The following is a 13,802-nucleotide window of genomic DNA, read 5'->3' as shown; positions in this document are numbered from 1 at the left end:
ATAGCCCAGCGACTGAATCGGCACAACAGACACGGATAATTCTACTGTTTTCCCAATGCCCGAAGGACACGGTCGAGTTTCTGCCCCTCCTGGCTGCGCGCCGGCGCGGTCTTCACGAGGTTGTAGTAGACCGACGGATCGTAGCGTTGGACCGGCAGATCGAGTTGATCGACCGTCAGAAGACCCATTGCCTGGATCACGTTGTAGGCGGCGATGTACTCGTCCACCTGCGCCGAGATCAGCAGCGTGCGCGCGTCCAGAAGGTCCTGTTCCGCGTTCAGCACGTCGAGCGTGGTGCGCGCGCCGAGCGTGGCCTCCTCGCGGATGCCTTCGAAGGCGATGCGGGCGGCACGGACCTGGTCGTTGCCGGACGAGATCGAGGACCGCGCCACACGCAGCTGGATGTAGGCGTTCGCGACGCCCTGCCGGATCTGCCGGGTGATCTGCAGCAGAAGCGCGCGCTGCTGGTCACGCTGCGCCATCGCCTGCCGCACCAGGGAGGACAGCTCGCCGCCCTGGTAGATCGGCCCCTGCGCCCCGAGCGAGATCGAGCCCGACCGCGAGTAATCCTCGCTGTCGAAGTCGCTCTGGTACCCGAGGTTGCCCGTCAGGTTGAAGCGCGGCTTCATCGCCGCCTCGGCGATCGCGATCTGCAGCTCGGCAACGGTCACGTTGTGCTGCTGCGAGACGATCTCGGGATGAAGGCGCAGCGCGGTGGCGGTCGCAGCCTCGACCGTATCGGGCAGCGACGGCACCGAGCCCGGCACCTGAAGAGGGCCAGGCCGGCGGCCGACGGCGACCACGTATTCCTCGATCGCGATGGTCAGGTTGCCCTGCGCCGTCGCGAGCTGGCTGCGTGCCTCGGCCAGCCGTGCCTCGGCCAGCGCGACGTCGGTCCGGGTGACCTCGCCCACCTCGAAGCGGTCGCGGGCGGCCTGGAGTTCCTGCTCGATGAGACGCAGGTTGCTCTGGCGCAGGTCCACGGTCTGCTGTGCGCGCCGGACCTCCCAGAAGGCCTGCACCGCCCGGAACAGCACCTGCTGCTCGACGCTGACGAGAGCGTGGCGCGCGGCCAGAACCGATTCCTTCGCCAGATCGACACCCATGCGGGTGCGGCCGAAGTCATAGACCAAAAGGCTGAGCGACAGGCCGACCGAGGCGGTATTCGACACCGTCGGGGTGGTCCGCGTCTGCGTCTCGAACGACAGGGTCGAGGGGTTCAGCGTCTGCGACGTGCTCTGCGACTCGCCGAAGTTGCGGGTGGCGCTGGCCGACCAGCTCAGCACCGGGCGCAGGGCCGCGATCGCCTGCGCCACGTCCTCGTCGGCGGCGCGCAGGACGGCGCGGTTCTGCTCCAGCAGACCGCTCGTCTGGTAGGCGCCGACCATCGCGTCGGCGAGCGTGTCCGCCGGCGCTGCCCCCGCCGTCATCCCGGCCGCGAGACAGATTCCCGCCGCAAGGCGCTTCAGTCGGTTCGATCTCATGCTGCCATCCTGCCCTGTCTTGCCCGGCCGCCTCCGGCGCGGCCCCGTGCGCGCCCGTCTAGAGCGCGAATGCCGTATGCCGTTCGAACCCCGGTAGAACCGGCGCTCCGGCATTGAACCCGAAGCGCCACGACACGTGTCCATCGATCTTGTAGCCGATCCGCACGACGCCGAGCCGACGCTCCTCGAATATGCAGGCGATGCGCCCGCCTTCCTTGATCTGGTCGAGCAATGCCTGCGGCACCTGCTCGACCGCGCCCTCGACGACGATCGCGTCGTAGGGCCCGTGTTCCAGCGCGCCCTCGGTCAGAGGGCCGCGGTGCAGAATGACGTTGTCCGCGTGATGCTCCGACAGCAGCGCCTCGGCTTCGTCGGCGAGGCTCTCGTCCTCTTCGACGGCGACGACCGCCTCGGCGATCTCCGACAGGATCGCGGACGAGTATCCGTAGCCACATCCCAGATCGAGCACGAGCATCTCGTCGGTGAGCGCCAGCGAGTCGAGCATCTTGGAGAACGTGCGCGGCTCGAGCAGCACCCGTCCGGGGGAGAGCGGCACGTTCTCGCTGACATAGGCGGCGGCGGTTCGGTCGGCCGGAAGGAACGCCTCGCGCGGGACGCGCAACATCGCCGAGATGATCGGAAACTTCGTCACATCGGCCGTGCGGACCTGCGTGTCGACCATCAACTTCCGGCGCTCTGCGTTGTCGACCATGATAAGAAACCGTCCGTAGTGCTGAGATTGCCGCTCTTCTGCCACAGCACGGGCATTGCGGCAACGACCCTTCGGACCGCCGTGTCAGGATTGCGGCAAAGCGTTGCGAGGCTGCGTCGCCTGCCCGGCCGCGTTTCGCGGCCGGGTTGACGCGCGTCAGTCGCGCGCCGGCGCGCGTCGGGCCGTATTGGCGTGGGTTCGGCTCGCCGGATCGTCGAGCAGCGCCATCACGATCACGATCACGGGAATGGCGACGATGCCGCCGATCGGCCCCCAGAACCAGATGCCGAAACACAGGGTCGAGAAGACCAGCAGCGGGTTCAGCGCGACGTGCCGACCAACCAGCGACGGCGTCACGAACTGGGCCTCCGTCATGTTGATGCAGAGGTACCCGAAGGCCGGCGCCAGAACCATCAGGCCGTCGAAATTGATCAGCCCACTGAGCAGCAGCCCGCACGCGACCGCCGCCGGCCCGACATAGAGGACGAAGTTCAGGATCGCCGCCGCGGCGCCCCAGACGAGTGGCAGCGGGAGCCCGATCGCCATCAGGTATCCCGCGAGCGCGAAGCCCAGCGTGACGTTGATGATCGAGATCGTCACGAAATATCGCGAGACGAGGTATTCGGCGCGGTGGAACCGCGACAGCAGCACCGTCGACTCGCCGACCTGGCTCATGCGCTGCGCCAGCGCCGAATAGACGCGGTGGCGCGTCACGAGGAAGAAATAGAAGGTGCCGACAAAGATCAGGAACTTGCCGAGGATGATCGGCGCGAGAAACATCGCATCGGTCAGCGTCGGAATCTGGGGACCGCCACCGTTTTCGGCTCCCTCTTCGGCCGCCGCACCGCCGGCCGCCGCCTCCTCTGCCGCGCCCAGGGCCTGCTTCATTTCTTCCTGGACGTTGTCGATACCCTGGATGACGCCCTGGAACTGGTAGACGAGGGCCCGCAGTTCCAGCCGGATCGACGGCAGTTCGTCGACGATGCGCCAGAACAGCGGCTCGAGCGCGAACCCGAGCGCGGCGATGCCCGCCACGGTGATGATCAGGATAAGCGTCGCGGCGAGCCCTTCGGGCAGGCCGATGCGCTTGGACACGTCCATCACCGGCGCGACGATCACGCCGATGACCACGGCAAGGGTCATCGGCGCGATGATGTCGTTCGCAACATACAGCACGAAACCCGCCGCGACGGTGGCGAGGATGACGAGCGGAATGCGCAGGGAGTCGGGAGTGGAAGCCACTGAACCGGAGTCCTTTCAGGAGACGCCGGTCACTCCGGCTGAGCGATAAATCAGTCGCGCCGGGGCCCGCGCGACCGGCGCCCCGCATCGACGCCGACCAGAAAGCCCTCGACGAGTTGTATGAGCGGCGCCCGCGTCGCTGCGCCCTGCAGTGGTGGCACGTGCCGGACGCGCAGCCGCGAGATGAGCTTGCCGATCCCCATCACGATCAGACCGATCGCGACGAAGCCGAAGCCCATGACCAACGCGGCGAATTGCGCGTCGCGCAACTCCGCCAGCACCATCCAGAGCGCCGCGGCCAGAAAGCCGACGCCGACGAGCAGGAACAGAACGCCCGTCAGCGAATAGGCGGCGCCGCGAACCTTCCGGCGCGCGAGCGCCTCATAGTAGGCAAACAGCGCCATTTATTTGCGGCTGGTGATGAGCCCCGCGAGGAAGCCCGCTGCGACTGCGATACCGATCGCGGTGCCGGGCTGGCGACGGATCGCCGACAACAGTTCGTCCTGCGTCTCGTGCGCGTAGTTCTGGGCATCGCTCCAGCGGGCCTCGCCCTCCCGGCGCAGACGCTCCATCCGATCGCGCGCGGCGGCCACCGTCTCATCTTTCCGGCGCACTCCGATGTCGCCGAGAAGTTCGGTGATGCTCGCCAGGTCGCGGCGCAGGACATCGATTTGATCTGCCAGCGCGTCGGTGTCGCGTCCGGCTGCTTTCTTCGCGTCCGACTGGACGTCCTTGAGGTTTGTCTCTGCCATGGTGTTCCCTGTAACTCGCAGTTTCGTGACAGAACGACGCAGCCCAGCCGCGAGTTCCCATGCACCTCACACGCATTGCATGATGCCGCGGCGTCAAGCCCGCGGTCTACTGGGCGCCGGTCGGAACCGCGCTGCAACGGCCGTGCGACACCGCCGATGTGCAACCGGCGCAGCCGGTTCGCACGCGCCGGTCAGGACGAGATGAAGGCGGTCACGTCCCGCGACAGCACCAGCGCCGTCAGCCGGCCCGTCGCGTAGGCGCCGGTATCGACCGCGATACGACCATCCGCGATCGAAGGCGCGTTCACGATCGTGTGCCCGTGGACGACCCACATGCCGTCGGTGCGCGCTTCGCGGTGAAATTCCGGATGACCCCAGAGCAGGACGCTTTCGTCCTGCTCTTCGATCGCGCGGCGCGGATCGGCGCCGGCGTGCAGAACCGTGACGTTGCCGGAGGTCAGCGAACTCGGCAGGCCGGACAGCCAGCGCAGGAGCGGCGCGCCCATTCTCTGGGCCAGCGCGTCACGCGCCCGTTCCAGCTGGTCGGAGTTTGCGCTAAGGCTGAGATCCGACAGCCCGTAGCTGGCGCAGGTCTGCAGACCGCCGTAGCGGAGCCAGCGCCGCCCGTGCCGCGCCGGGTCTGCCAGAAAGTCCAGCAAAAGCTGCTCGTGGTTGCCTTTCAGGACGGTCACGCCGTCATGGCCGGCCACGAGGTCGAGCACCTCGGCGCTGCGTTCGCCGCGGTCGATCAGGTCGCCCACGAAGACGATCTCGCCCTCCTGGGGCAGCTTCGGAAGCAGCCTGTCGAGGGCCTCGAAACTGCCGTGCACGTCGCCGATGATGGTCAGCGTGCGATCGGGCCGGATCGGCCCGAATAGGGGACGTTCGGCCTCGTCCTGAGCCCGTCCGAAAAATGCGCGGAGCGCCATTGCCTGCCCTTGTGTCGGTTCTTTTGTCTGCTCGTCAGATATGAGATCCGGCTTCGGTGGAAAAGTCCCCGCTGCATGCGCACGCCGGTGCCGACGCGTGACCTATTCAACACAACCCGGCGATCGCAAGGCACGCCCACCTGACTCCAACCTGCACCAGCCTGCAGAAATGGCGTATCGAAACAAAAAAAGGCCGAGGCAGTCATTTTGTACCGAAGAGCAACCGTAGCGGCGTGCCTGTGCAGTTGCGCCCTGGCGTCCGGCGCCGAGCCGCTCGTCGAGACGCGGTTGAACAGCTTTGGCATGCCGGGCCTCATCGACATGCCCGCGGCGCCCGGCCGTCCGGACGGCGAACTCGGCTTCACCACGTCGTACTTCAAGAACACGCTGCGCAACACGCTGAGCTTTCAGGTCACGCCCCGCCTGTCGGGCGCGTTCCGCTACTCGAACCTCTACGACATCCGCAGCAATCCCGACTCCGATCGAGTGCAAGAGTTCATCTTCGACCGCAGCTTCTCGCTTCACTACCAGCTCGGCTACGAGACCGAGACGATGCCCGCCCTTGCGGTCGGCCTGAACGACTTTCTCGGGACGGGCCGCTATCGCTCGGAATACATCGTGGCCACGAAGCACCTGGGCAATCGGCTCCGGGTCACGGGCGGAATCGGCTGGGGCCGGCTCGGCCTGGTGAACGGCTTCCGCAACCCCCTCTCCTACATTGCGTCGGATCTCGAGGATCGCCCGGATCGCGACGGCAACGAGGGCGGCCAGGTCGAGCTCGACCAGCTCTTCAGCGGTCCGACCGCGATCTTCGGCGGCCTCGAGTATCAGGCGACCGATCGCTTGCGCTATACGCTCGAGTACTCCTCGGACAACTACCCGTTCGAAGGCGAAACCGCCTTCGACTATCAGGTCCCGATCAACATTGGCGCCACCTACACCTTGCGACCGGGCGTCGATATCAGCTTGCGCTATCTTTACGGCAGCGAGATCGGCATCCAGACCAGCTTCGCGCTCAACCCCAAGAATCCGCGATCGACCAGCGGCCTCGACCGCGCGCCGCCGGCCGTGGCGGTGCGTGCCGATGCCGGCGACCTGGGCTGGGACCAGGGCGGCACCCGCGCTGCGCGGGCCGAGGTGATCGAGCGCACCGAGCTCGCGATGGACGCCGAAGGCGTGGACCTCATCGGTCTCGACCTGTCGGGCACCCGTGTGCGCGCCGAGGTGCAGAACGAGACATACCTTCAACAGGCGCAGGCGGTGGGCCGGGCGTCGCGCGTGCTGACCCGCACGATGCCTCCGTCGGTCGACATCTTCGAGATCGTGCTCGTGCAGAACGGCATCCCGCTCAGCCGCGTCACGCTCGACCGCGGGGACCTCGAGACGCTGGAAACCGACTTCGACAACTCGTGGTCGTCCTACGCGCGCGCCGACATCGACGCGACGGCCGAGCCGGTCGACCCGATCCCGGAGGCCTACCCTCGCCTCAGCTTCGGCCTGACACCCTATATCGCACCGAGCCTGTTCGACCCGGACGCACCGTTCCGAGCCGATGTCGGCGCACAGCTCGCCGCGACCTACGAGCCCACCGCCGGCCTCGTCTTCCGGGGACAGGTCCGCAAGAAGGTGTTTGGCAATCTCGACGAGAGCACGCGCGAGTCGGACTCGGTCCTTCCGCGCGTCCGCAGCGAATTCAACCGCTACGACCGCAACGCGGACCCGCGCCTGACCCAGCTGACGGGCTCCTATTTCTTCCGCCCGGGTGAGGATCTCTACGGTCGCGTCAGCGCCGGATATCTCGAACCCTTCTTCGGCGGCGTGTCCGCCGAGCTTCTGTGGAAGCCGGTCGACAGCAAACTCGGGTTCGGGATCGAAGCCAACTACGTGAAGCAGCGCGACTTCGAGATGCTGTTCGACTTCCGCGACTACGAGGTCGGAACCGGCCACGTGTCGGCCTACTACGATTTCGACAACGCGTTCCGCGGACAGGTCGACGTGGGCAAATACCTCGCCGGGGATTGGGGCACGACCCTGACCCTCGAGCGCGAGTTCGAGAACGGCTGGAAGGTCGGCGGTTTCGCCACCTTCACCGAGGTGTCCGCCGACGAGTTCGGCGAGGGCAGCTTCGACAAGGGCATCACCCTGACCATCCCGATCGGCTGGGTGTCGGGCCAGCCGACGAAGGACACCTTCTCGACCGCGATCCGCCCCGTGCAACGGGACGGCGGCGCGCGGCTCGACGTGGCCGACCGTCTCTACCCGCTCGTGCGCGACAGCCACGAAACCGAACTCGAGGACGGATGGGGCCGGTTCTGGCGATGAGATGGCGCGCGCTCCTGCTGCTGACTGGGCTGGCCGCCTGCGCCTCGGGCGCGGCCGTGGACCCGCGCTCCGTTCTGACGCGCGAGACTCTCGACGCCTCGCCGACGCCGATCCTCCTCGCCGAACTTCCCGAGCTGGAGACCGCCGCGACGCTGGCGCCGGTCGCCGCCCGCGATGGCGTCGTGCACTGGCAGACCGCCGACGGCGTCCGGATCTCGCTTCGTGACGGCGTTGCCGTGGCGACACGCGGCACGGGCTTCGATTTGATGAGCGCCGACGTCGAGGGCAGCCGGCGCGCGGCGCTCGGGGCGGGCGCGGCCGGATACTACCCGCGCTTTCACACCTATCTCGACGGCGAGGACCAGATCGCCTTCGTCACGCTTCAGTGCCGCGTGACCGGACGGACCGCCGAGACGCTCGATCTGATCGGTCTCGGCGTCGCCACGATCCGGACGGACGAACGCTGCCACCTCCCCGACCGGAGTTTCGACAATGCCTATTGGCGCCGTGCCGACGGCACGGTCGTCAAGGCGCGCCAATGGATCGGCGACGGCGCCGGATACCTTCTGACCGAAAGGCTGACACGATGACGCGTTCAGCCGGAATGGAGACCGCATGACACGGACATGGATCGCGCCGCTGAGCGCCGCCCTCATCGCCCTGAGCGCCTGTGGCGTGACCTATAACAGCCCGACGGTCCGGTCTCAGGCCGCGGGCTCCGCGGTGCGGGTCATCAACCTGACGCCCCAGACGGTGGCGGTGGCGAACCGCAACTCCTACCGGCCGCGGACGCTGCCCGCGGCATTCTTCCAGGCCGCCGGCGGAAGCGGCAGCGGACGTGGGGTCGGGGCGCTGCCCGAGCAGCCCGTCGTGCCGACCGAGCGCCCCACGACGCTGGAGCTGCGTGTGCCGCCAGAGCCGGCGGACGAGCCCTACCGGATCGGCGTCGGCGATGTCGTTCTGCTTGCCGTGCAGAGCACTGCGGACACGATTCAGGAGCTCTCGGGCCTCCTTGCCATCCAGAACCAGCGCCAGGGCTTTACCGTGCGCGACGACGGCGCCATCGCGATCCCCGAAATCGGCACCGTGCAGCTCGCCGGCATGACGCTCGAGGAAGCCGAGGCGCGGTTGTTCCAGGTGCTCGTCGAGAACCAGATCGATCCCGCCTTCTCGCTCGAGATCGCCGAGTTTAACTCGAAGCGGGTGACCGTCGGCGGCTCCGTCGCCGCCCCGACGCTCGTGCCGATCACGCTCAACACGCTCAATCTCGGCGAGGCTGTGACAGCGGCCGGGGGCGTGACCGCCCCGAACGAGGAATACGTCTCGATCCGCATCTACCGCGACGGCAATCTCTACCAGATCCCGCTCGAGGACTACCTCGCACGGCCCGACCTGCAGCGGCTCGAGCTGGTCAACGGTGACGCGGTCTTCGTGGACACGACCTATGACCTCGAACAGGCCTTCGCGTTCTACCAGGCCGAAATCGACGTCATCAATCTGCGCCAGCAGGCCCGCCAGCAGGCGCTGTCCGAGCTGTCGCAGGAAATCTCGCTGCGCCGCGCGGCGCTGGACGAGCGGCGCGGGAACTTCTCGGCGCAGCTCGAGCTCGACGCCGTGGAGCGCGACTACGTCTATCTCGCTGGCGAGGTCAGCACCCAGAGCCGCTTCACCCTGCCCTTCGGACGCCAGGCGACGCTGGCTGACGTGATCTACTCCAATGGCGGGTTCGAGACGACGACCGGCGATCCGGCCGAGATCTACGTGCTGCGCGCGTCCGAGAACCCGGCCGAGTTCAACGCGGTCACTGCCTGGCATCTCAATGCGGCGAACGCGGCGAACCTGACCCTCGCGACGCAGATGACGATGCGCCCGAACGACATCGTCTTCATCGAGGAGCAGCCGATCACCAAATGGAACCGCGCGCTGCAGCAGTTCTTCCCGACGATCATCAACACTGCGACTTCGGCCGTCGGAAACTGATCCAACGTAAGCGCCGAAATGCACGGGCCGCCCTCGATCACGGGGGCGGCCCGACGCGTTCTGTAGGGCTGGCCCCTGCGCGTCTGCTCACCGAGTGATCAGAACTGCGGCAAAAATGTGGCCTTGCAAAAATGCTGCTCTTTCGCGTCAGACGGGACTTGATCGAGAGCCCTCATTCCGCAAGAAGGTTAACGGAAAATAAGCTCGACAGCGATTCTGGAACTGCGCGGCTCGGCTCGAGGCCTGAGCGCGCCGGGGGACGTTTATGTTCGATTTGCACGGTGTCGCATTTCGCGGCTCGGTTGATGTAGCGGAATTCGAATATTCCGAGACCGGAATTGATCGAGCGATTTACCGTTCTGTTAAACGGGTATTCGATATCGTCGGCGCGCTTGTCTTGTTGCCGCTCACGCTTGCCGTGGCCGCGCTGCTTATCGCCGCGAATCCGATTTTCAATGCCGGACCGCTGTTCTTCATTCAGGCGCGGATGGGGCGGCATTGCCGCGCTTTCCCGGCGATCAAGTTCCGGACGATGCGGCCGGTCGAGCGTATCGCGCGTGGCGCGGACGATCCGCTCGAACTGGACCGGATCACGCGCCTCGGTCGCTTTCTGCGCAAATCCCGTCTCGACGAATTGCCGCAGATTTTCAACGTCTTGCGCGGCGACATGAGCCTTATCGGGCCGCGCCCGGACTACTTCAACCATGCCCGCCGCTTCGTCCGGCACGTGCCGGGCTACCGCGAGCGCCACGCCGTCCGCCCGGGAATCAGCGGTCTCGCCCAGGTGCGTCTCGGCTACGCGAACGGCCTCGAGGCGACCGCAGCAAAGGTCCGTGACGATCTCGCGTATATCCGAAATGCCGGATTCTGGCTCGATACTCTCATCTTCTGCCGCACCGTAATGACAATTCTGAGGGGACACGGCACCTGAGTTGACCGCTTCGTGCATTGCCCGCTCATCGCAGACATGCGATGACGCCGTGAGATCAGAATTTCATGTGGACGCATGCTCGAAAAGCCTCGGAACGTCACCGCGACGCAGCCCTATCAGCCGCCTGCGCAAGAGGATGACGAAATAGACCTCCTGGAAATCGCGGGCACGCTTTGGCGGGGCAAGTGGATCATCGCGGGCTGCGCAGCGGTCGCGGCGCTGATCGGTGGATACCAGGCTTTCGTGGTGGCCGAGCCGAAGTACGCGGCAACCACGTCACTCGCCCTCCAGTTGCGCAACGAGCAGGTCGTGGACATCGAGAGCGTCGTGTCCGGCGTGTCGACGGAGGATTCGTCGATCAACACGGAGCTCGAGGTCATCCGCTCGCGCAGCCTGATCGAAGAGCTTGTGAGCACGCTCGATCTGACCAACGATCCAGAGTTCAACTCCGCGCTCCGCCCGGAGCCCGATTTCGCGATCCGTCCGATCATCGGCTCGGTGGTCGGTGCGGTCCGGGGTCTTGTCGGCGACGACGCAGCGGCGCCCACCACGACAGCGCCTACCGGCGAAACCATCAGCGAAGAAGAACGGACCCTGAACAGGACGGTCAATGCCGTCCGTTCCGCGGTGTCGGCAACGAACCAGCGCAACACCTACGTCTTCAACGTCCGTGCCCAGACCGGCGACCCGATGAAGTCGGCCCGCATAGCCAACACCCTGTCCGAGCTGTACATCCAGAACCAGATCGACGTGAAATTCCAGGCGACGGAGAACGCCGTCACCTGGCTGTCGGAGCGCGTGGTCGACCTTGAAGGCGAGCTTGAGGACCAGCAGGCGGCCGTGAAGAACATGCGCGCCGACATGGAGCTGTCGAGTCCCGAAGCTCTCGAAGGTCTGAACCAGCAGCTGCGTGACATCCGCGCCCGACTTGCCGACGCGCGCAGCACGGCCTCGGTCCAGACGGCGCGTATCGACCGGATCAGCGATCTGCGCGACGCCGGTGCCTACGAAGACATTGCCGGCGAGCTCGACGATCCGACGCTCAACCGTATCGTCGACGACGCTGTGGCGGGCGACACGGACGCGCAGCAGCTCTTCGAAACCCGTCTGGACACGCTGACCGCACGCCTCACGACCAATGCCAGCCGGTCTTCGCAACAGGCCGAAGCGCTTTCGGCGAGCTACGACGATCTGCAGCAACGCTTCAACGATCAGTCGCAGCAGTTCTCGGAGCTGCAGCAGCTGGAGCGCGAGCTTCAGTCGACGCGAACGCTCTACGAGACGTTCCTGACGCGTCTGAAGGAGACATCGGTGCAGCGCGGTCTGCAGCAGGCCGACAGCCGCCTTCTGTCGCGCGCGACGCCGGGCACGTATGTCGAGCCGCGGAAGTCGCGTATCGTGGCGCTCTCGCTGATCCTCGGCCTCATGGTGGGCGCGGCGATCGTGATGGGCCGGCAGTTCCTCCATCGCGGCTTCCGCACCAGCGAAGATCTCGAGGCAGAGACCGGCCTGCCGATCCTCGGCCAGATCCCGAAGATCCCGATCCGCAAGCGGGGACAACTGGTCGACTACCTGAACCGCAAGCCGACCTCCGCCGCCTCCGAGGCGATCCGCAACCTGCGGACGTCGGTGCTGCTGTCCGACATCGACAATCCGCCGCAGATTATCATGTCGACCTCGGCCCTTCCGGGCGAAGGCAAGACGACGCAGGCCATCGCGCTTGCCCACAACCTCGCCGGCCTGGGCCGCCGCGTGTTGCTGGTCGAGGGCGACATCCGTCGCCGGACCTTCGGCGAGTACTTCGGCAAGGACCGGGCCGCCGGCGGCGTCATCGCCGCGATGACGGGTACGGTGCCGTTCGAGGAGTGCGTGATCCGCGACGAGGCGATGAACGCCGACATCATGATGGCGGAACGCACCTCCGCCAACGCCGCGGACCTGTTCTCGTCCGATCGTTTCCGCGACTTCCTGGGCAGCCTGCGTGATTCCTACGACTTCATCGTGGTCGATACCCCTCCGGTGCTGGTGGTACCGGATGCGCGGATCGTGTCGCAATACACCGACGCCGTTCTGTTCACCGTCGCTTGGGACAGGACCAGCAAGACCCAGGTTGCAGAGGCGCTGCGACAGTTCCGCTCCGTCAACACGCGGGTCAACGGCCTCGTTCTTGCACAGATCGATCCGCGCGGGATGCGCCGCTACGGCTACGGCGGAAAGTACGGCGCCTACGCGGCCTACGGGTCCAACTACTACACATCGTGATGGCACGGCCGCCCCCGGGTGGCCGTCCTTCCGGGCATCGCAGGCCGATACGCGAAATTTATTCGCGCAATTTGAAGCCTTTTCTGGTCCGAGGCCGGAAATTGCGTTACGTGTCGGGGCAGCATTTCGAGTGGAGTATCAAATGAAGACCCTCGCGAGTTTCGCCATTGTTTGCGCTCTGGCCACGCCGGCCATGTCTGCGGCACCGGAATCCCCGGTCGCGGCTGCCGAACGCCTGAACGTGTGCGAGGACCGCGCCGTCGCGTCCGCCCGCTGGCTCGAAGACAGCCGTCTCGAGGTGACCTGCAGCGACGACGAGATCGCGGGCGCCGCGGTGCCGGCCGGTGCCGCCGGTGCGGCGACGAACGTCGCGCCGCTCTTCGGTGGCCTCGCCCCGATCCTGGGCGGCGTTGCGGCAGCCGGCGCTCTGGCCGCGGCTGGCGGCAACGGCGGCGGCACGTCGAACACATCCTCGACTTCCAGCACCAGCGGCACGAACTGAGCGCGGCGCATAGCGCCACGCTCAGCGTGTCTTCAGCACTCGGGCACGCCCATGGCGATCAGCTGGCGGCCCGAGATCCTGTAGAACCCGCGCAGGCGGAAGCGCGCCTTCTGCATGTACCATTTCCGCAATGCCGGCGGGTAATGGCTTGAAATCACGGCGCTCCAGTAGTCGAAGTCGTGTTGGCTGAGCCGGCGACCGTAGTAACTGGGCCCGTGAAAGCCGAAGGTGACGTCGGGCCGGACGCACACGTCCCCGGCCCCGAGATACATCGTACAAGACGAAAGGCAGACGCGGCCGGATATCGCCACGGTCTGTCCCCGGGCCCGGATCCGCGCGACATCTTGTGCGCGCGTATGCACCAGCCCACCCCGATCGTCGGAAATGACGATCCTCGTCGTCTTGGCCTGCGCCGCCATGCCGACGGCCGGCACGACAGCGAGAAGCGCGCCGAGCACAGCGGCTCGACACGCTTTCGCGACTGCGAAAGCAACCATCTTGGATACTCCAGGTAGATCGACGCACCCCACCCCCGGGGCGCCGCGACACGCTAGGCCCGAAGTCTTTCCGTTGCCTGAATCACACGCGGAATGACGCGCACGTCGCGATGAAACGTTTAATTGAATGCCCCTCGCCTTGGATCGGCAGCGGCGATGCACTACCCGTCGCGGCGGACAGCAAAACGG

13 protein-coding genes are annotated in these 13,802 nt (G+C 66.3%); 6 read left to right on the top strand and 7 right to left on the bottom strand.

What is annotated here, in order from left to right; all coding sequences use genetic code 11:
• Nucleotides 1-41 precede the first annotated feature (41 nt).
• From ROJ8625_RS19905 to ROJ8625_RS19880, 6 genes are all read right to left on the bottom strand, one after another.
• Nucleotides 42-1,484, bottom strand: coding sequence for a TolC family outer membrane protein (locus ROJ8625_RS19905; protein WP_085793684.1), 1,443 nt, complete (start codon nt 1,482-1,484; stop codon nt 42-44).
• A 58-nt stretch (nt 1,485-1,542) separates the two neighbouring features.
• The gene (locus ROJ8625_RS19900; protein WP_085793683.1) at nt 1,543-2,196 is read right to left on the bottom strand and encodes a protein-L-isoaspartate O-methyltransferase family protein; all 654 of its coding nucleotides are present in this window, start codon (nt 2,194-2,196) and stop codon (nt 1,543-1,545) included.
• A gap of 156 nt (nt 2,197-2,352) precedes the next feature.
• Nucleotides 2,353-3,438 carry an AI-2E family transporter gene (locus ROJ8625_RS19895; RefSeq protein ID WP_085793682.1) on the bottom strand — a complete coding sequence of 362 codons (1,086 nt, stop codon included), beginning with the start codon at nt 3,436-3,438 and terminating at the stop codon, nt 2,353-2,355.
• Nucleotides 3,439-3,488: 50 nt separating this feature from the next.
• Nucleotides 3,489-3,842, bottom strand: coding sequence for a phage holin family protein (locus ROJ8625_RS19890; RefSeq protein ID WP_085793681.1), 354 nt, complete (start codon nt 3,840-3,842; stop codon nt 3,489-3,491).
• On the bottom strand, nt 3,843-4,190 hold the full coding sequence (locus tag ROJ8625_RS19885) for an ElaB/YgaM/YqjD family protein (protein WP_085793680.1): 348 nt from the start codon (nt 4,188-4,190) through the stop codon (nt 3,843-3,845). It lies immediately after the preceding gene.
• Nucleotides 4,191-4,381: 191 nt separating this feature from the next.
• Entirely contained in the window at nt 4,382-5,119 is a 738-nt protein-coding gene (locus tag ROJ8625_RS19880; RefSeq protein ID WP_085793679.1) for a metallophosphoesterase, read from the bottom strand.
• Nucleotides 5,120-5,326: 207 nt separating this feature from the next.
• Here ROJ8625_RS19880 and ROJ8625_RS19875 point away from each other — a divergent pair, with 207 nt between their 5' ends.
• From ROJ8625_RS19875 to ROJ8625_RS19850, 6 genes are all read left to right on the top strand, one after another.
• Nucleotides 5,327-7,441 (top strand): YjbH domain-containing protein, encoded by a 2,115-nt coding sequence (locus ROJ8625_RS19875; RefSeq protein ID WP_306372297.1) that lies wholly within the window; start codon nt 5,327-5,329, stop codon nt 7,439-7,441.
• Nucleotides 7,438-8,031: a YjbF family lipoprotein gene (locus ROJ8625_RS19870; RefSeq protein ID WP_159456826.1), complete on the top strand. Its 594-nt coding sequence runs from the start codon at nt 7,438-7,440 to the stop codon at nt 8,029-8,031. Before ROJ8625_RS19875 ends, ROJ8625_RS19870 begins: the two co-directional genes overlap by 4 nt.
• Before the next feature lie 25 nt (nt 8,032-8,056).
• Entirely contained in the window at nt 8,057-9,421 is a 1,365-nt protein-coding gene (locus ROJ8625_RS19865; RefSeq protein ID WP_200813346.1) for a polysaccharide biosynthesis/export family protein, read from the top strand.
• A 265-nt stretch (nt 9,422-9,686) separates the two neighbouring features.
• Entirely contained in the window at nt 9,687-10,352 is a 666-nt protein-coding gene (locus ROJ8625_RS19860; RefSeq protein WP_085793676.1) for a sugar transferase, read from the top strand.
• 75 nt (nt 10,353-10,427) lie between these two features.
• Complete coding sequence (locus ROJ8625_RS19855; RefSeq protein WP_085793675.1) at nt 10,428-12,614, top strand: GumC family protein; 2,187 nt, start codon at nt 10,428-10,430, stop codon at nt 12,612-12,614.
• Nucleotides 12,615-12,756: 142 nt separating this feature from the next.
• Nucleotides 12,757-13,116: a hypothetical protein gene (locus tag ROJ8625_RS19850; RefSeq protein ID WP_085793674.1), complete on the top strand. Its 360-nt coding sequence runs from the start codon at nt 12,757-12,759 to the stop codon at nt 13,114-13,116.
• Between the two features lie 32 nt (nt 13,117-13,148).
• Here ROJ8625_RS19850 and ROJ8625_RS19845 read toward each other — a convergent pair whose 3' ends face one another.
• A complete protein-coding gene (locus tag ROJ8625_RS19845; protein ID WP_085793673.1) occupies nt 13,149-13,613 on the bottom strand; it encodes a hypothetical protein in 465 nt (154 codons plus the stop codon).
• Nucleotides 13,614-13,802 lie beyond the last annotated feature (189 nt).

Source organism: Roseivivax jejudonensis (assembly GCF_900172265.1).
Classification (GTDB): Bacteria; Pseudomonadota; Alphaproteobacteria; order Rhodobacterales; family Rhodobacteraceae; genus Roseivivax; species Roseivivax jejudonensis.
The sequence above is the reverse complement of the archived record's forward strand: the minus strand, read 5'-3'. Positions and strand labels throughout refer to the sequence as shown.